18 protein-coding genes are annotated in these 18331 nt (G+C 61.8%); 10 read left to right on the top strand and 8 right to left on the bottom strand.

Translation table 11 applies throughout. The annotated features are described in order from the left end of the window. Nucleotide 1: 1 nt before the first annotated feature. Nucleotides 2-238, bottom strand: a complete 237-nt coding sequence (locus ACF6ZU_RS00650; protein WP_392889893.1) for a hypothetical protein — start codon at nt 236-238, stop codon at nt 2-4. 169 nt (nt 239-407) lie between these two features. Between ACF6ZU_RS00650 and ACF6ZU_RS00655 the strand changes: the two genes are divergently transcribed. Next, nucleotides 408-2171 carry an L-lactate permease gene (locus ACF6ZU_RS00655; protein WP_392889895.1) on the top strand — a complete coding sequence of 588 codons (1764 nt, stop codon included), beginning with the start codon at nt 408-410 and terminating at the stop codon, nt 2169-2171. A 287-nt stretch (nt 2172-2458) separates the two neighbouring features. Here the strand turns inward: ACF6ZU_RS00655 and ACF6ZU_RS00660 are convergent, their stop codons facing one another. Continuing rightward, nucleotides 2459-2587, bottom strand: a complete 129-nt coding sequence (locus ACF6ZU_RS00660; RefSeq protein WP_392889897.1) for a hypothetical protein — start codon at nt 2585-2587, stop codon at nt 2459-2461. 592 nt (nt 2588-3179) lie between these two features. Here ACF6ZU_RS00660 and glcD point away from each other — a divergent pair. The 5 genes from glcD (at nt 3180) to yghX (ending at nt 8507) form a co-directional block, all read left to right on the top strand. Further along, the gene (gene glcD, locus ACF6ZU_RS00665) at nt 3180-4679 is read left to right on the top strand and encodes a glycolate oxidase subunit GlcD (RefSeq protein ID WP_392889899.1); all 1500 of its coding nucleotides are present in this window, start codon (nt 3180-3182) and stop codon (nt 4677-4679) included. Further along, complete coding sequence (gene glcE, locus ACF6ZU_RS00670; RefSeq protein WP_392889901.1) at nt 4679-5743, top strand: glycolate oxidase subunit GlcE; 1065 nt, start codon at nt 4679-4681, stop codon at nt 5741-5743. The genes glcD and glcE overlap by 1 nt, the downstream gene beginning before the upstream one ends. Before the next feature lie 3 nt (nt 5744-5746). Beyond that, a complete protein-coding gene (gene glcF / locus ACF6ZU_RS00675; protein ID WP_392889903.1) occupies nt 5747-6988 on the top strand; it encodes a glycolate oxidase subunit GlcF in 1242 nt (413 codons plus the stop codon). After that, nucleotides 6985-7386, top strand: coding sequence for a heme-binding protein (locus ACF6ZU_RS00680; protein WP_392889905.1), 402 nt, complete (start codon nt 6985-6987; stop codon nt 7384-7386). The genes glcF and ACF6ZU_RS00680 overlap by 4 nt, the downstream gene beginning before the upstream one ends. 233 nt (nt 7387-7619) lie before the next feature. Then, entirely contained in the window at nt 7620-8507 is an 888-nt protein-coding gene (gene yghX / locus ACF6ZU_RS00685) for a YghX family hydrolase (RefSeq protein ID WP_392889907.1), read from the top strand. Between the two features lie 12 nt (nt 8508-8519). On the opposite strand, the gene ACF6ZU_RS00690 is transcribed toward yghX, so the two are convergent. Continuing rightward, nucleotides 8520-9464 (bottom strand): aldo/keto reductase, encoded by a 945-nt coding sequence (locus tag ACF6ZU_RS00690; protein ID WP_392889911.1) that lies wholly within the window; start codon nt 9462-9464, stop codon nt 8520-8522. Between the two features lie 988 nt (nt 9465-10452). Here ACF6ZU_RS00690 and ACF6ZU_RS00695 point away from each other — a divergent pair. Next, a complete protein-coding gene (locus tag ACF6ZU_RS00695) occupies nt 10453-11241 on the top strand; it encodes an alpha/beta hydrolase (RefSeq protein ID WP_392889913.1) in 789 nt (262 codons plus the stop codon). Nucleotides 11242-11250: 9 nt separating this feature from the next. Here the strand turns inward: ACF6ZU_RS00695 and ACF6ZU_RS00700 are convergent, their stop codons facing one another. The 3 genes from ACF6ZU_RS00700 to ACF6ZU_RS00710 form a co-directional block, all read right to left on the bottom strand. Next, nucleotides 11251-11580 carry a hypothetical protein gene (locus ACF6ZU_RS00700; RefSeq protein WP_392889915.1) on the bottom strand — a complete coding sequence of 110 codons (330 nt, stop codon included), beginning with the start codon at nt 11578-11580 and terminating at the stop codon, nt 11251-11253. A 79-nt stretch (nt 11581-11659) separates the two neighbouring features. After that, entirely contained in the window at nt 11660-11980 is a 321-nt protein-coding gene (locus tag ACF6ZU_RS00705) for a DMT family transporter (RefSeq protein ID WP_392889917.1), read from the bottom strand. A 69-nt stretch (nt 11981-12049) separates the two neighbouring features. Continuing rightward, entirely contained in the window at nt 12050-12505 is a 456-nt protein-coding gene (locus ACF6ZU_RS00710; RefSeq protein WP_392889919.1) for a carboxymuconolactone decarboxylase family protein, read from the bottom strand. Nucleotides 12506-12704: 199 nt separating this feature from the next. On the opposite strand from ACF6ZU_RS00710, the gene ACF6ZU_RS00715 reads away from it, so the two are divergent. From ACF6ZU_RS00715 to ACF6ZU_RS00725, 3 genes are all read left to right on the top strand, one after another. Next, complete coding sequence (locus ACF6ZU_RS00715) at nt 12705-13358, top strand: FMN-dependent NADH-azoreductase (RefSeq protein WP_392889921.1); 654 nt, start codon at nt 12705-12707, stop codon at nt 13356-13358. Next, nucleotides 13324-14736, top strand: a complete 1413-nt coding sequence (locus ACF6ZU_RS00720) for a PLP-dependent aminotransferase family protein (protein ID WP_392889923.1) — start codon at nt 13324-13326, stop codon at nt 14734-14736. Before ACF6ZU_RS00715 ends, ACF6ZU_RS00720 begins: the two co-directional genes overlap by 35 nt. A gap of 167 nt (nt 14737-14903) precedes the next feature. Further along, nucleotides 14904-15500, top strand: a complete 597-nt coding sequence (locus ACF6ZU_RS00725; RefSeq protein ID WP_392889925.1) for a TIGR00730 family Rossman fold protein — start codon at nt 14904-14906, stop codon at nt 15498-15500. Between the two features lie 112 nt (nt 15501-15612). On the opposite strand, the gene ACF6ZU_RS00730 is transcribed toward ACF6ZU_RS00725, so the two are convergent. Together ACF6ZU_RS00730 and ACF6ZU_RS00735 are read right to left on the bottom strand one after the other, a co-directional pair. Beyond that, on the bottom strand, nt 15613-16632 hold the full coding sequence (locus ACF6ZU_RS00730; protein WP_392889927.1) for an ABC transporter substrate-binding protein: 1020 nt from the start codon (nt 16630-16632) through the stop codon (nt 15613-15615). Between the two features lie 54 nt (nt 16633-16686). After that, nucleotides 16687-17760, bottom strand: coding sequence for a sigma-54 interaction domain-containing protein (locus ACF6ZU_RS00735; RefSeq protein WP_392889929.1), 1074 nt, complete (start codon nt 17758-17760; stop codon nt 16687-16689). Nucleotides 17761-18331: the final 571 nt, after the last annotated feature.

An 18331-nucleotide genomic window follows, 5' to 3' on the forward strand; every position in this document is an offset into this window, starting at 1 on the left:
CTTATAACGTCCGCTGCCCATTGCCAATGTCTTTGGCTTTCTCGATCCCCCACTCCATCGCCGCCTCCATGTCGAGAAAATGCGGCGTCGGGTGATCGTTTTCCTCGATGGCCACGCCATCCGGTCGGTAGACACCGATAAACATCCCCAAGGAACCGTCCCTCAGAATCTCGGCCTTGACCTTGATGCTGCATCCGTTCGACAGCGTTTCCGTGTGGAGCAAATGGCGCTCAGTCATCGTTGCGTTCCTCCGGTCAGTGAAGTCGGTTGACGCGTGCCGCATCCCGTATTTCCAGTTCTGAAGCCCTGATTTGCCGGGCACAGGACAGCGGCGTAATGCCACCTATACTACAAGCCACCGCCCCCTCGGGGTCTGCACTTTCAACAATAAAAAGCAGAGGTGGAACATGGTCTGGCAGCAAATCTACGATCCGTTCGGCAACCCGGTCATTTCAACCATCATGGCCGCCGTGCCGGTGGTGGTGATGCTGGCGGCCCTGGCGTTCTTTCATATCAAAGCACATCTGGCGGCATTGCTCGCCCTTGCCTCGGCGCTGGTCATCGCGATCTTCGCCTTCGGCATGCCGGCGAACATGGCCGGCTCGGCTGCCCTTTACGGCGCCGCCAACGGTCTGCTGCCGATTGGCTGGATTGTGCTCAACATCATTTTCCTGCACCGGCTGACCACCGAGAACGGCTCGTTCAAAGTGCTGCAAGACTCGCTGGCGCGAATAACCGATGACAGGCGTCTGCAACTGTTGCTGATTGCCTTCTGTTTCGGTGCCTTTTTCGAAGGCGCGGCCGGCTTCGGGACGCCGGTGGCGGTGACCGGGGCGATCCTGATCGGTCTCGGTTTTTCGCCGCTGGCCGCGTCCGGCCTGGCGTTGATCGCCAACACCGCGCCGGTGGCCTTCGGTGCCCTCGGTACGCCGATCATTACCTTGGCCAAGGTCACCGGTCTGGACGAAATGGAATTGTCGATGATGGTCGGTCGGCAACTGCCGTTTTTCTCGGTGATCGTGCCGTTCTGGCTGATCTGGGCTTTTGCGGGCTGGCGCAAGATGCTGGAAATCTGGCCGGCCATCCTGGTCGCCGGGGTCAGCTTCGCCATACCGCAATTCCTGGTGTCCAACTATCACGGGCCGATGCTGGTGGACGTGATCGCCGCGCTGATTTCCATGGCCTGCCTCACCGGTTTTCTCAAGGTCTGGAAACCGGCGACCGTGCACACCTCGGCGGCCTTGTCCGGGCGCGTCGACAACTCGAAAATTGCCGAGGAGCACGATGAAAAACCCGTCGCCAGCGCGACGTTTTCCAGCGACGCCAAACCGGCGGTGATGCGCGCGTGGATGCCTTGGATCATCCTCACGGTGTTCGTCTTCGCCTGGGGCACCCAAGGGTTCAAGAACCTGTTCGATACGCGCCCGGCGATTGATCCAGTGACGAACTCCGCGAAGCTCGACCCTCAGGGCAAACCGCTACGCGAAGCCAACCCTATCTTTGCCCCGGTCATTACGTTTGGCACCATCCACCAGCAAATCGAAAAAGTCCCGCCGGTGGTGCCTGCGCCTAAAACCGAGGACGCGGTCTACAAGTTCACCTGGCTCACCAGTACCGGCAGCGGCATCTTGCTGGCGGCGATTCTTGGCGGGTTGTTGATGGGCTACTCGATCCCGCAACTGATCAAGCAGTACCTGCGAACCATCTGGGTCGTGCGCTACTCGCTGATCACCATCGTCGCGATGCTCGCGCTCGGGTTTCTCACGCGGTACTCGGGGCTCGACGCCACCATGGGGCTGGCCTTTGCGGCGACGGGGATTTTTTATCCGATGTTCGGCACTTTGCTGGGCTGGCTCGGCGTGGCGTTGACCGGGTCGGACACGGCGTCCAACGTGTTGTTTGGCGGTTTGCAACGGGTGACGGCGGAGCAATTGGGGCTGAGTCCGGTGTTGATGGCGGCGGCCAACAGTTCCGGTGGGGTGATGGGCAAGATGGTCGATGCGCAGTCGATTGTCGTGGCTTCGACCGCGACGCGTTGGTATGGGCATGAGGGGGAGATTTTGCGTTATGTGTTCTTCCATTCGATCGTTCTGGCGATTCTGGTGGGGGGGTTGGTGACGTTGCAGGCGTATGTGGCTCCGTTCAGTCATATGGTGGTGGGTGGGCATTGAGCGCTGGGGGCATATCCGTTTCTTGCGTGATGGCGACTATTGGTTTCGCCCTTACGGCGAGTCACTTGGAAAAGCCCCAAGTAACCAAGGGCTCTTGCCCCTTTCGTTCGGTGCCTCGCCTAGGCTCGGCATTCCCTCGCTCCGGTCCTGCTCCGTGGGCCCGCCGCCATCGGCCATCCATGGCCGGGGGCGGCTACCGCGGCATCCTTGCCGCGGTGCCCACTGCGCAGAACCTCCACTCGGCCTCTCGAGGGGGCGTGCACCGCAAGATCAAAATCAAAGGCGAGCTAACGCTCGGCCTGATGAGTGGTGAAGATCAAAAGCGCACGCCGATCCCCTGTAGGAGCCAGCTTGCTGGCGAAAAACGCCCAGGCACCGCGTTCATCCAGGCACCCCGCGTCATCGTTGACGTCCATCGCCAGCAAGCTGGCTCCTACAATGGAAACGCGTATGTATTCGGGATGCACACGATCAACTGTAGGAGCCGGCTTGCTGGCGATCGCGGTGGGTCAGTCCACACATGTATCGCCTGAACGGACGCAATCGTCGGAACGCCGCCCGCAGCAAGCCGGCTCCTACAGGGGGATTGTTGTACATATCCGGAATGGGGGGAACGCAGACACCAAAGAGCCAAGTCGGCTTTAAGGCCGCCTCGGCGGCTGTGGCGGTGGTCGCCCCCTCGAGAGGCCGAGTGGAGGTTCTGCGCAGTGGGCAACCCGGCATGGATGCCGGGTTAGCCGCGCACGGCCATGGATGGCCGATCGCGGCGGGCCCACGGAGCAGGACCGGAGCGAGGGAATGCCGAGCCATGGCGAGGCACCGAACGAAAGGGGCAAAAGCGCTTGGTTACTTGGCGCCGGGCGGCGTTCCGTTTTTCCAAGTAACTCGCCGTAAGGGCGAAACCAACAGCCGCCGTGACAAAAACAATGGATCTGCACCCAACAGTTTTGAACACAACTCCACAGACCGCTGCCCGCCCCGTCACCAACGGAGTATCGTAAAACGACCATGAACATTCTCTACGATGAACGCGTTGACGGCACCCTGCCCGACGTCAACAAGTCAGCACTGCTGCAAGCCCTGCAAACCCGTTTGCCAGGCCTGGAAGTGCTGCATCAGCAAGAAGAGCTCAAGCCGTACGAATGCGACGGGCTGTCGGCCTATCGCACCACCCCGCTGCTGGTGATACTGCCGCGCCACCTCGACGAAGTACAAGGCGTGCTTCGGCTCTGCCACGACATGCACGTCCCGGTGGTCGCCCGTGGCGCCGGCACCGGTCTGTCCGGTGGCGCGCTGCCGCTGGAAAAAGGCGTGCTGCTGGTGATGGCGCGTTTCAACCGCATCCTGCACATCGACCCCGCCGCCCGTACCGCACGGGTTCAGCCGGGTGTGCGCAACCTCGCGATTTCACAGGCTGCCGCACCATTCGGCTTGTACTACGCGCCGGACCCCTCCTCGCAAATCGCCTGCTCCATCGGCGGCAACGTCGCCGAAAACGCCGGGGGCGTGCATTGCCTCAAGTACGGCCTGACCGTGCACAACCTGCTCAAGGTCGAGATCCTCACCGTCGACGGCGAACACCTGACCCTCGGCTCCGACGCCCTCGACTCGCCCGGTTTCGACCTGCTGGCGCTGTTCACCGGTTCCGAAGGCATGCTCGGGGTGATCACCGAGGTCACCGTCAAACTGCTGCCCAAACCACAAACCGCGAAGGTGCTGCTGGCCGCGTTCGATTCCGTTGAAAAAGCCGGTCGCGCCGTGGGCGACATCATCGCCGCCGGCATCATCCCCGGCGGCCTGGAAATGATGGACAACCTGGCCATTCGCGCCGCCGAGGACTTCATCCACGCCGGTTATCCGGTGGACGCCGAAGCCATTCTGCTGTGCGAACTCGATGGCGTCGAAGCCGATGTTCACGACGACTGCGACCGCGTGCGCCAGGTACTGGAACAGGCCGGCGCCACCGAAGTGCGCCAGGCTAGGGATGAAGCCGAGCGCGTACGTTTCTGGGCCGGACGCAAGAACGCCTTCCCGGCCGTGGGTCGGCTGTCACCGGATTATTACTGCATGGACGGCACCATCCCGCGCCGGGAATTGCCCGGGGTGTTGCGCGCCATCGCCGCGTTGTCCGCCGAGTATGGCCTGCGTGTGGCCAACGTTTTCCACGCCGGTGACGGCAACATGCACCCGCTGATCCTGTTCGACGCCAATCAACCGGGTGAACTCGACCGCGCCGAAGCCCTGGGCGGCAAGATCCTCGAACTCTGCGTGAAAGTCGGCGGCAGCATCACCGGCGAACATGGCGTGGGCCGCGAGAAAATCAATCAGATGTGCGCGCAGTTCAACAGCGATGAGCTGACGCTGTTTCATGCGGTCAAGGCCGCCTTCGACCCGAGCGGCCTGCTCAACCCTGGCAAGAACATTCCGACCCTGCACCGCTGCGCCGAATTTGGCGCCATGCACGTGCACGGCGGCCAACTGCCCTTCCCTGACCTGGAGCGTTTCTGATGCACAGCGAACGGGATTTCGATGACAGCGCCGCACTGCTGGAGCAGGTCAACCAGGCACTGGAAAGCGCCACACCGCTGCGCATCCAGGGCTCCAACAGCAAGGCCTTCCTGGGACGCATCGTTGCCGGTGAAGTGCTCGACACCCGCGACCATCGCGGCATCGTCAGCTACGACCCGACTGAACTGGTGATCACCGCGCGTTGCGGCACCCCCTTGTCGGAACTGATGGAAGCCCTGGACGACGCACAGCAGATGCTGCCCTGCGAGCCACCCTCCTTTGGTGACGACGCCACGGTCGGCGGGATGATTGCCGCCGGGTTGTCGGGGCCACGGCGTCCGTGGTCAGGTTCGGTGCGCGATTTCGTCCTCGGCACCCGGGTCATCACCGGGCACGGCAAGCACTTGCGTTTCGGCGGCGAAGTGATGAAGAACGTCGCCGGCTACGACCTGTCACGCCTGATGGCCGGCAGTTTTGGCTCACTGGGGGTGATCACCGAAGTCTCGCTCAAGGTCCTGCCCAAACCACGGCAATGCCTGAGCATCAGCCTGGAAATGGACAGCGACCGCGCCTTGCTGCGTCTCGCGGAATGGGGCCAGCAACCGCTGCCGATCAGTGCCGCGTGCCACGACGGCCAACGTCTGCATCTGCGCCTTGAAGGGGGCGAAGGCTCGGTGGCGGCGGCCCATGATCGTCTGGGTGGTGAGTTGTCGGGAGCGTCTTACTGGACCGATCTCAACGAACATCAGCTGGAATTTTTCGACGAAGACCAGCCTCTTTGGCGCCTGTCCCTACCGCACAACACACCGCGCCTGTCCTTGCCCGGCCGGCAACTGATCGACTGGGGCGGCGCCCAGCGCTGGCTCAAGTCGGACGCTGAAGCAGCGTTCATTCGCAAAGTCGTCGCCGAAATCGGCGGCCACGTCACCTGCTACACCCATGGCTTGATCGACAGCCCGTTCCAGCCGTTGCCCGCCGCGTTGATGCGCTACCACCGCAGCCTCAAGCAACAACTCGATCCTCGGGGCATCTTCAACCCCGGACGCCTGTACGCGGAGCTTTGAACCATGCAGACGACCCTGAGCGAGACCGCCCGACAACTGCCCCGCGCCGAAGAAGCTGAAAGCATCCTGCGCACCTGCGTGCACTGCGGGTTCTGTAACGCCACCTGCCCGACCTATCAATTGCTCGGCGATGAACTGGACGGGCCGCGGGGCCGCATCTACCTGATCAAACAGGTGCTGGAGGGCAACGAGGTCACGCAGAAAACCCAGCAACACCTGGACCGCTGCCTGTCCTGCCGCAATTGCGAAACCACCTGCCCTTCCGGCGTGGACTACCACAACTTGCTCGACATCGGCCGCGCGGTGGTCGATGCCGCCGTGCCGCGCCCCATCGGCCAGCGTTTGTTGCGCGAAGGCTTGCGCAGCGTGGTGCCCAATCCGGGGTTGTTCAATGGCCTGGTCAGCAGCGGCCAGGTGTTTCGCGCGTGGCTGCCAGACACCCTGCAAGCGAAATTGCCCCGCAATATCCCGGTCAGCAAACCCTTCCCCATTGCCCGGCATGCCCGCCAGGTGCTGATGCTCGAAGGCTGCGTGCAACCGAGCCTGTCGCCCAACACCAATGTCGCGGCGGCGCGGGTGCTGGATCGCCTGGGCATCAGCGTCACGCCGTGCCGTAACGTCGGCTGTTGCGGTGCCGTGGACTATCACCTCGACGCCCAGGCGGCCGGGCTCGACCGCGCCCGCCGCAACATCGATGCCTGGTGGCCGAGCATCGAAAACGGCGCCGAAGCCATCGTGCAAACCGCCAGTGGCTGCGGCGCCTTCATCAAGGACTACGGCCATCTGCTCGAACGCGACCCGGCCTATGCCGACAAGGCGAAACGGGTCAGCGCGCTGGCCAGGGACCTGGTGGAAGTGTTGCGCGACGAACCGCTGGAAACCCTCGGCATCCACAGCGACCAGCGCCTGGCGTTCCATTGCCCCTGCACCTTGCAGCACGCGCAAAAGCTCGGCGGTGCGGTGGAAGCGCTGCTGATCCGGCTTGGCTTCAACCTCACGGCCGTGCCCGACAGCCATTTGTGCTGCGGCTCCGCGGGCACCTATTCGATCACCCAACCCGAGTTGTCCCGGCAACTGCGCGACAACAAACTGAACGCGCTGGAAAGCGGACATCCTGAAGTGATTGTCACCGCCAATATCGGCTGCCAGTCCCACCTCGACGGGGCCAACCGTACCCCGGTCCGGCACTGGATCGAACTGGTCGACGCCGCAATGCCTTCCCCCATTACCGGAGATTCCCGATGAAAAGCAAAGCCGTCCTGAGCCAGGCCGAAGTCAGCCGGATCCTCGCCGCCGCGCGCACCGAGGCGCAGAACAACCAATGGGCCGTGACCATCGTGGTGGTCGACGACGGCGGCCACCCCCTCGCCCTCGAACGCCTCGACGGCTGCGCCCCCGCCAGTGCCTACATCGCCACCGAAAAGGCCCGCACCTCGGCGCTGGGCCGACGTGAATCCAAGGGTTACGAAGAGATGGTCAATGGCGGGCGTGTTGCGTTTCTGTCGGCGCCGTTACTGACGTCCCTGGAAGGGGGTGTGCCGATCATCGTCGACGGCCAGGTGATCGGCGCGGTTGGCGTGTCGGGAGTGAAGGCCGAGCACGACGCGCAGGTGGCGCGGGCCGGGGCGCAATGCCTGAACTAATCTGCGATAAATGGCTCACCCCAACCCCGTAGGAGCCAGCTTGCTGGCGATAGCGATCTCACGAACGCCATCGCCGGCAAGCCGGCTCCTACCCGATTGGGGAATATTCGAGATTTCAGGCTCACACAAAAACCTGTAGGAGCCAGCTTGCTGGCGATGGCGATCTTACGGACGCCATCGCCGGCAAGCCGGCTCGTACATGGATTCATCTACGCCAAAGAGGTAGCGCACCGATGACTCGTCTGACCGCAAAAGACTTCGCCCCGGAACTGCTCGAACTTTACGACTACTACGCCCACGGCAAGATCAATCGACGCGAGTTCCTCGACCAGGCGGCGTTGTTCACCCTCGGCGGTCTGACGGCCAGCGCGCTGCTGGCGGCGCTGAGCCCCAACTACGCGTTGGCCGAGCAAGTGGAATTCACCGACCCGGACATCATCGCCGAGTACATCACCTACCCGTCCCCCAAGGGCAACGGGCCGGTTCGTGGCTATCTGGTGCGGCCGGCCAAAACCGCGGGCAAGGTGCCGGCGGTCGTGGTGGTGCATGAAAACCGTGGGCTCAACCCCTACATCGAAGACGTGGCGCGGCGGGTGGCCAAGGCCGGGTTCATCGCCCTCGCGCCGGATGGCCTGACGTCGGTCGGCGGTTATCCCGGCAACGATGACAAAGGTCGGGAGTTGCAGGCCACCGTCGATCCGGAAAAACTCATGAACGATTTTTTCGCCGCCATCGAGTGGATGATGAAACACGAAGCGAGCACCGGAAAAGTCGGGATCACCGGTTTCTGCTACGGCGGTGGCGTGGTCAACGCGGCGGCCGTGGCCTATCCGGAACTGGGCGCCGGCGTGTCCTTTTATGGCCGGCAGGCCGACGCGAAGGATGTGCCCCGGATCAAGGCGCCGTTGCTGCTGCATTACGGCGAACTGGACACGCGCATCAACGAGGGCTGGCCCGCGTACGAAAAGGCGTTGAAAGCGGCGGGCAAGACCTATGAAGCCTACATCTACCCCGGCGCCAACCACGGCTTCCACAACGACTCCACACCCCGATACGACGAGGCCGCGGCCAAGTTGGCCTGGGACCGCACGCTGGCGTGGTTCCGTCGATACCTGGCCTAGGCCGACAACCGTTTACCCCACTACGTCGATCAACTGCTCGCGCTGCGCTCCCGTCAGCGTCGGGCCGAAACCGGCACCGGCATTGTCCGCCATGTAACGCGGGTTGCCGGTGCCGGGGATGACGCACGTCACCGCCGAATGCGCCAGCAGAAACTTCAGCGCCAGTTGCGCCCAACTGGTGACGCCGACTTGCGAAGCCCAGCCCGGCAGCGGCTTGCCCTTCAACCGGGCGAGCAAATCACCACCGCCGAACGGCCGGTTGCAGATCACCGCCACGCCCCGCTCGCGGCACAGTGGCAGGATGCGTTTCTCGACACCGCGATCATCCAGCGCGTAGTTGATCTGCAAAAAATCCAGGGGCTCGGCTTTCAGCACCGCTTCCACTTCGTCATAGGCCGACGCGGTGTAATGGGTGATGCCGATGTAGCGGATGCGCCCTTCTTCCTTCCATTGGCGCAGGGTCGGCAAATGGGTTTTCCAGTCCAGCAGGTTGTGAATCTGCATCAGGTCGATGCGGTCGGTTTGCAGCAGTTTGAAGGATTGCTCCATCTGCGCGATGCCTTCTTCACGCCCCCGGGTCCACACCTTGGTGGCCAGGAACGCTGGCGAGCGGGGTTGGTGAATCGACAGCAATTCGCCAGTGGTCTCCTCGGCACGACCGTACATCGGTGAACTGTCGATCACCGTGCCGCCCTTTTCGAACAACGCGCTGAGGACCGCGGGGAGCTGCTTGTAGGCCGGATCGCCCGGCGCCACGTCAAAGCCGCGATACGTACCCACGCCGACGATGGGCAATGGCTCGTTGCTGGAAGGAATGGCGCGGGTCAGCATGTTCTTGCCTCCTGTTTCCTTCGACGGCGCGGTGGTTGCAAAGGCCGGATCGAAAGTGAGCACCGCCGAAGCACCGGCAGCCAGCGTGAGTATTTGGCGACGCGTGTATCCGTCAGTGTGGCTCATGGATCGGTCCTTCACTATTTACTGCCCGGCAAACGAGCGATCAGCAGCGCCATCGGACTTCTGCCAGCTACAAGAGAATAGCTGCCGGCGGCAATTCGTCCTGGCTTGACTTGGAATGAGGTTGGGTGGGGATGGGGGGCATATCCGTTACTTTTGTGATGGCGGCTGGCGGTTTCGCCCTTACGGCGAGTTACTTGCAAAAGCGGCAAGTAACCAAGCGCTCTTGCCCCTTTCGTTCGGTGCCTCGCCCAGGCTCGGCATGCCCTCGCTCCGGTCCTGCTCCGTGGGCCCGCCGCGATCGGCCATCCGTGGCCGTGCGCGGCTAACCCGGCATCCATGCCGGGTTGCCCACTGCGCAGAACCTCCACTCGGCCTCTCGAGGGGGCGACCACCGCCACAGCAGCCGAGGCGGCCTTAAAGCCGACCTGGCTCTTCACTTGTCCGCGTTAATCCCATTCCGGATATGTACACCAATCCCCTGTAGGAGCCAGCTTGCTGGCGATGGACGTTAACGATGACGCAGGTTGCCTGGATGAACGCGGTGCCTGGGCGTTTTTCGCCAGCAAGCTGGCTCCTACAGGGAATCGCGTACGCTTTTGATCTTCACCACTAATCAGGCCGAGCGTTAGCTCGCCTTGGCTTTTGAGGTGCACGCCCCCTCGAGAGGCCGAGTGGAGGTTCTGCGCAGTGGGCAACCCGGCATGGATGCCGGGTTAGCCGCCCCCGGCCATGGATGGCCGATGGCGGCGGGCCCACGGAGCAGGACCGGAGCGAGCCACCGAACGACAGGGGCAGGAGCGCTTGGTTACTTGGCGCCGGGCGGCGTTCCGTTTCTCCAAGTAACTCGCCGTAAGGGCGAAACCAATAGCAGCCGTTACCGAAGAAACGGATATGTACACCCCCCGCAAAGCCAACCACGCCACTGCCGCTGAACTACACTCCGACGACAGCCATCAAACCGCCGAAGCCTCCACCCCCAGAGCAGTCAATGCCCCCGAAGCCCATCAGCCGAATGTCACGCATCCTGATGTATACCGTCCTGATCATCACAGTGCTGTACCTGGCGCTCTGCCTGGCGCTGTTCATCTTCCAGCGCAACCTGATCTACTTCCCGCAACCAGCCGCCATCGACGCCCCCGAAACGCAGCTCACGCTGTCCGTCGCCGACGCGCAAGTGAACGTCACCGTCAGACCCCACGACGGGCCCAATGCCTTGATTTATTTTGGCGGCAATGCCGAAGACGTTTCCCGCAACCTACCCGAGTTTTCCCAGGCATTCCCCGATCATGCCCTGTACTTGCTGCACTACCGCGGTTTCGGTGGCAGCACCGGCTCCCCTTCCGAAGAAGCCATCGCCCAGGATGCCCTGACCCTGTTCGACAAGGTCTACAACAGCCACCCCAATATTGCCGTAGTCGGTCGCAGCCTCGGCTCGGGCGTCGCCGTGCGCCTCGCCAGCCAGCGCCCCGCCGCGCGGCTGATCCTGATCACTCCGTACGACAGCCTCGAAGACATCGCCAAGCGCCAATACCCGATCTTCCCGGTGAAGTGGCTGCTCAAGGACAAATTCGAATCATGGAAATACGCCGCACATATCACCATCCCGACGCTGCTGCTGGTCGCGGAACAGGACGAAGTGATCCCGCGTTCCAGCACAGAAAAGCTCTACGGGCATTTCGCCAAGGGCGTGGCGACCCTGAAGGTCATCCCGGATGTCGGGCACAATTCGATTTCCGACACCCCGGAATACTTCAAGTCATTGGAGCAAGGCTTGTAGGTCAGCCGATCATTTGCGCGCCATCTTAAAGCGCACGCAATCTTCATAAAAACCCTGCCGCAGTGCCGCAGGCTTGATCCGAGAAGGGCTGTCGTAGGTTTGCTCGGTGATGCCCATGGCGGTCATGCGCATCCACGGCTTGCTGAATTTGTAGGTCTGCAATTTCTGCCGGGCGGCGTACAACGAAACGCCCGCCAGTTTGAGTTCCTGGGCCCTGGCGGCGGTGCCGGCGCCCCAACTGCACATATACCGGTCATTACCTTGCAGCTCTCTGGCCTGGGCAGAAACGGCGATACCTGCCAGGCCCAGCGAAATCAGTGTCTTCCATACAATGCGCATTTAAAGCCAGCCCTAACCACCTGAAATTGAAGTGATTCTGTCTGTAACTTTCAGGCTTCGGGGCCAGCAATATGCCTTCTCAGTTACCCGTGACCAACTTGAGCCCGATCACACCGCCCAGGATCACCGCAATGCACAGTATCCGCAGAAAAGAGGTGGCATCGCCCAGCAACGCCATCCCCAGAATGGCGGTGCCCGCCGCGCCAATCCCGGTCCACACCGCGTAAGCAGTGCCCACCGGTAATGTCCGCAGCGACAGAGACAGCAGAAAGACACTCGACAACCCTGTCGCGGCCGCCAGCAGTCCTGGGATCAATCGGGTAAATCCGTCCGAGCCCTTCATGAAAAAAGCGAAGGCGATTTCGAGAATGCCGGCGATGCCAAGCAGTGACCAGGCCATGGTGATGACTCCGTTGGTCGACCCGCCGAACACCACAGCCCGGCGAGTACGAGGGGTTCAAGAAATGTTTCAGGCGTTGTTGGCAGCGGCCGGTTTCGCCCGGAATGTCACGCCGAAACGGTTGAAGGCGTTCATCAGGCCGATCGCATAGGTCAGGTCCGCCAGTTCCTTGTCGCTGAATTCGGCGGCCGCAGCGGCATAGTCGGCATCCGGCACACCGGTTTCAGCCACGCGAGTCACGGTTTCCGCCCAGCTCAACGCGACCTGTTCACGGGTGCTGAAAACGGCGCCGGAATCACGCCACACCGGCACCAACACCAGTTTGTCGACGCTGACGCCGAGCTTGGTCAGGTCGCGGGAATGCATGTCGATGCAAAAGGCGCAGCCATTGATTTGCGACACCCGTAGGTAAACTAGGTCGATCAGTTCGTGGGACAGGCCGCTGTTCTGCAGATAGACGTAAACACCGCCGTAAGCCTTGTAACCTTCAGGTGAAGCTTTGGCGTAATCGAGACGATTGCTCATGATGAATCCTTGTGTTTGCTGATTGAGGAACGCCATCGTGTCGCGTCTTGGCCCTGCCGATAAGATCCATGATCGGCCTAGAGTTGTAGGCCATGATTCAGCAATCATGGCCCAATCATTTGTGCATTTCTTGGACCTTTGGCCTGGGTCATGGGCTTCATAGAATGATTCCCCTCGCACACTTCACATCGGGTGAATCATGAAAATCCTCCACGTCACTTGCAGCCCTCGCGGCGAAGCATCAGAAAGTTATCGGTTGTCGAAGCACATCATCGGCTTTCTGCTGAAGGCCAACCCGGCGGCCACCGTCATCCACCGGGTGCTCAGCGGCAATGCGCTCAGCGCGATCGATGAGCTTTACGCGGAGTCCCAACAGTCCAGCGCCGACGTCACCGAGACTGGCTCGATCGCCCGCTCGAATGCACTCATCGATGAGTTGCAGAACGCCGATGTACTGGTGATTGGCACGCCGATGCATAACTTCACCGTGCCCTCTACGCTGAAACTCTGGATTGACCATGTGGCGCGGGTCCGGCGCACGTTCAATGTCGGGCCGCAGGGCAAAACCAGCCTGCTGCCCGATCGTCCGGTGTATGTTGCGGTGTCCTCGGGCGGCCGGTTTTCCGGGGTCACCCCGCGTCAACCGGATTTCCTGACGCCCTACCTGAAGGCCGTACTGGGTATGATCGGCCTGCATGACGTCAATTTCTTCTCTGTCGAAGGAACCGCTATGGGCCCGGACGCCGTCGCCGGCGCCAGGCACAAGACCGGCGAGGCGCTGCAGGCGCATTTTTCCAAGCACTCCATGGGCGAGGCCAATGACCCTTCAGAGCAAACACTTCTCACCCCTTGATCCGGCGTCCCCGGAACCGATCTACCGGCAGATCTACTGGCGGTTCCGCGGGGCGATCAGTGACGGATTGCTCGCGCCGGGGGACCGGATTCCGGCGGCCCGGGCGCTGGCGAAGGAGCTCGGCCTGGCGCGAGGCACCATCGACACCGCGTATTCGCTGCTGACGGCGGAGGGTTATCTGCTGGCGCGGGGCCAGGCGGGCACTGTGGTCGCGCCGGGGATCAACGTCAGAAAGCCCTCCGCGCGCGCCGAGCAACCTTTGCACGCCGCCACGTCGATCCGGCACAAGGCGCCGGTGCTGCCCTTTCAAATGGCCCTGCCGGCGCTGGATGCCTTTCCGCGGAAAATCTGGTCGCAGATCGGCGCCCGGTGCGTACGTGCTACGCGCATTCCGGACATGGCCAACCCCTCGGTGTTGGGCCTGGAGTCGTTACGCACCGCGATTGCCACTTACCTTCAAGTCGCGCGGGGCATTACCTGTTCACCCGCGCAAGTGTTCATCACCTCGGGTTATCGCAATACGCTGGCGTTGATCGCCCATGCCTTGCTCAAACCCGGGGACCGTGTGCTCGTTGAAGACCCGGGTTATCTGCCGACCCGACAGTTGCTCGCACATCTGCAGATCGAGGTCGCGCCGGTGCCGGTCGATCAGGACGGCATGCAGGTGTCGCAGGGGGTGAGCAGTACGATGGACGCGCGGGCGGCGGTCGTCACCCCGGCGCATCAGAGCCCTTTATGTGTGTCGCTGTCGTTGCCGCGCCGGCTGGAGTTGCTGGAATGGGCAACCCGGCAGCAGGCCTGGATCGTCGAGGACGATTACGACGGCGAGTACCGCTACGTCAGCCGTCCGCTGCCGGCGCTGAAAAGCCTGGATCGCGACGGTCGGGTGCTCTATGCCGGCACGTTCAGCAAGGTGCTGTTTCCCGGGATTCGCCTGTCGTACCTGGTGGTGCCGCCGGCGCAGGTTGAACGCTTCGAGCACGTCAGCGAAACCTTTCTCGGCGGCTGTCCGGAACTGACCCAGGCCATTGTTGCCACGTTCCTGACCGAGGGCCATTTTGCCCGCCATATCCAGCGTATGCGCAAGCTCTACGGTGAACGTCGGGAGGCGACCGCTCGTGGGTTGAAGAAAGTCCTGGGTGATCGCATTCGCATCGATCTCCAGCCCGGTGGGATGCATTTGATCCTGCGGCTGACGGGAGCGCAGTCCGATCGCGCGCTGGTCGAGCGGCTGTTGGCGGCGGGTATCTATGCCGAAGCGTTGAGCGACTGGCGGGTGCGTGACGAAACGGATTCTGCGTTGCTGCTGGGGTTTGCCAATGTTGATTCGGAGGAGACTGCCGAGCGGTTGGGGAAACGGATACTGGCGTTGATGTGAGGGGAATTCGAGGACGCTATCGCCGGCAAGCCGGCTCCTACAGGTTTTGTGGCGTTTTTGAAACCGCCGCCCAACTTCATGGCCCAATCAATCACCCAACTTATGGACCTGTCCGCCTCCACGCTCACATCGCATCATTGGGCATTTTTCACACCCCGGAAAATCCAATGTCCACCTCTTCCCCACTCCGCAGCATCGCCGTCTTCTCCGGCTCCAACCACGGCTTCAACCCCGACTACGTGGCAGGCGCCCAGGCCCTCGGCCGCGAGATCGCAAAGCGCGGCATCCAACTGGTCTACGGCGGCACCGACAAGGGTTTGATGGGCGTGATGGCTGACACCGTGCTCGCCGAGGGCGGTGAAGTGGTCGGCATCATTACCCGCCTGCTGTTTGACCTCGGGCATCTGCACCGTGGCCTGACCCGCCACGAAGTCACGCAAGACATGCGCAGCCGCAAGGCACGCATGAGTGAGTCGGCGGACGCCTTCATCGCCCTCCCCGGCGGATTGGGCACGTTTGAAGAGTTGTTCGAAGCCGCGACCCTGACGCAACTCGGCGAACACCAAAAAGGCGTGGCCTGCCTGAACATCGGCGACTTCTTCAACCCGGTGCGCAGCCTGCTCGACCATGCGGTGAAAGAAGGTTTCATGAAAACCGAGCACAGCGAAATGCTGATCCTCAACGCGGACCCTGCCGCCCTGATCGACGCACTCGAACAATGGCAGGCCCCAACCGTCACCAAATGGATCGGCCCTGCGGTTTGAAACCTTTTCATCGGACAAACACGGTCCTGTAGGAGCCAGCTTGCTGGCGATGAGGCCCTCAAACCTTGCGGCGCATTCAAGGACACCATCGACGGCAAGGGGTTGTGTTGTTTCAGCTACCGGCACCGGCATGTGCTTCTTCGAAGAAATAATCCTTCCAGCTATCCGCCTTGTTTTTCAGCACGCCCAGTTCCTGCAGTTTCTCGGCATAGACCGCCGTGCGCTGCGGTACCACCGTGAAGTTGATTTCGGGATCGTTGACGATGGTTTCGACCAGCGACAGCGGCAGCTTCGACTGCTCGACGCGAATGTAGGTCTGTGCCGCAGCGGCTTTGTCGGCCTTGATGATCTTCTCCGCTTCGGCCAGGGCGTCGTAAAACGCCTTGTAGGTTTTCGGGTTTTCGTCGTGGAACTTCTCGGTGGTGTACAGCACGTTGAACGTCGCCTGACCACCCAGCACGTCATACGAACTCAACACTTTGTGCACGTTGGGGTTCTGCAGTTCCTGGTACTGGAACGGCGGGCTGGAAAAGTGTGAGTTGATCTCCGAACCACCGGCAATCAGCGCCGACGTCGCGTCCGGGTGCGCCAGGCTGATCGAGATGTCGTCGAATTTCTTGTACTGGTCATTGCCGAATTGCTTGGCCGTTTCGATCTGCAACGTACGCGACTGGAACCCTACCCCGGCCGCCGGCACAGCGATGCGATCCTTTTCGGAGAAGTCCTTCAGCGTCTTCACGTTCGGGTTGTTGGTCAGCAGGTAGTTGGGCATCGAGCCCAGGGAGGCGATGGCCTTGACGTTCTGTTTGCCCTTGGTGCGGTCCCAGATGGTCAGCATCGGCGGCACGCCGGCCGACACCACGTCCAGCGCGCCGGCCAGCAGCGCTTCGTTCATCGCCGTGGCACCGGAGATGCTGTTCCAGTCGACCTTGATATCCAGGCCCTCGGCCTTGCCGTGTTTCTCGATGAGTTGCTGATCGCGAACCACATCCAGGATGAGATAGCCGATACCGAATTGCTGGGCGATGCTGATCTTGCCTTCAGCCTGCGCGCCGGGGCTGAGCAATGCGCTCACCGCTGCCAGGGATGCCGCCAGAAGTGTCAACGCTGAACGCTTGTAGGGAGTTGCCATGAAATGCTCGCTGTGGGTGGACGGATCAGGGATGAAGCGACGGTGAACGAATGGCTACTCTTGCACCGTCAATGTCTTGTTCAATTCGCCGATTTTTTCCAGCCGCGCCCGGACGATGTTGCGGCTGATGTTGAGCAGGCGCCCGGTCTGCAACTGGTTGCCATGGCAGAACCGGTACGCGGCGCGAAAGATGGTTTCTTCGATGTGTTCGTAAAGGTCCGGAATGTTCTGTTCGAACAACGCATTGAGGGCCGATTCCAGGTCCACCGGGCCGGCGATACCGTGGTTCGTCTGCGCGGCCTGTTCCTGGCGGATGCCCGAGGAGCGCATGTCGACCAGGTGCAGATCCGCCGGGGCCACCCGTTGATTTCGGCACACCAGCAAGGCGTGGTGGATGGAGTTTTCCAGTTCGCGGATGTTGCCTGGCCAGCTGTGTTCCAGCAGTTTGCGTTCGGCTTCGATGCTCAATGTCGCGCGGTTGTAACCGAGGCGCTGGCAGTGTTCTTCGAGGAAAAATTCGGCCAGCGGCAGGATGTCGCCCGGCCGTTCGCGTAACGGTGGCAGGCGGATGGTGGCGACGTGCAGACGGTAGAACAGGTCTTCACGAAAGTGCCCGGCGACCACGGCGTCCGCGAGGTTGACGTTGGTCGCGGCCACCAGCCGGACGTTGATGGGGATCGGCGTGCGCGAGCCGAGGCGCACCACTTCGCGCTCCTGCAGGACGCGCAGCAGTTTGACCTGCATGTTCAGCGGCAGATCACCGATCTCGTCGAGGAACAATGTGCCGCCATTGGCCGCTTCGAACCAACCGGCCTTGCTGGTCGTGGCGCCGGTGAAGGCGCCCTTTTCGTGGCCGAACAATTCGCTTTCCACCAGGGTTTCGGCAAACGCACCGCAGTTCACTGCCACGAAAGGTTCGCGGCCGCGACGACTCAGGTGATGGATATGCCGGGCGACCAATTCCTTGCCGGTGCCGGTTTCGCCAATGATCAGCGTGTTGGCTTCGCTGGGCGCCAGGCGCTCGATGCGACTGAGCAATTCCTGGGAGCGCGGGTCCTTGAACACCAGGACGGTGGCCCGCACCGACTTGGTCAATTCGCGAGCGTTTGGGTGAGTGATCAGCGACATGGTGCATTCCTGGCAGTAAAAGCGCGTGATCAATAGTGCATGAAGTTGTTTAGACTAAAAAATTCTTAATTAGTATTTATATATACCTATAAGCCATATGCGATGTGATTGCTTCCAGCCTGCTGCTGGAGCAGCAATGGGGACGCATTGGTCTGCTTGCCTATCAACAGCGGGCTGTTCGTGCCGCACCCTCTCCTCGCCCTGAAACCCTTATCCGGCAAGGCCTGCAGACTGTTTTTCAGACGCTGGCATGCAATCTGCTCTCTCCCTTTCAGGCACACCGAAATTTTTTTGTAGGAGCCGGCTTGCCGGCGATGGCGTCCGCAAGTTCGCCGCAAGGGTCGATGGCCTCATCGCCAGCAAGCCGGCTCCTACAGGGGGACCGTGTTTGCAACGCAGCAGCCTCGGTGCACCGCAAAACTTGTAGGAGCCGGCTTGCTGGCGATGGCGTCCGCAAATTCGCCGCCATGCTTGAAGGCCTCATCGCCAGCAAGCTGGCTCCTACAAGGACCGTGTTTGCAACGCAGCAGCATCGGTACACCGCAAAACCTTGTAGGAGCCGGCTTGCCGG

Origin of the sequence: Pseudomonas migulae (assembly GCF_043225285.1) — a bacterium.
GTDB classification, from domain to species: Bacteria; Pseudomonadota; Gammaproteobacteria; order Pseudomonadales; family Pseudomonadaceae; genus Aquipseudomonas; species Aquipseudomonas migulae_C.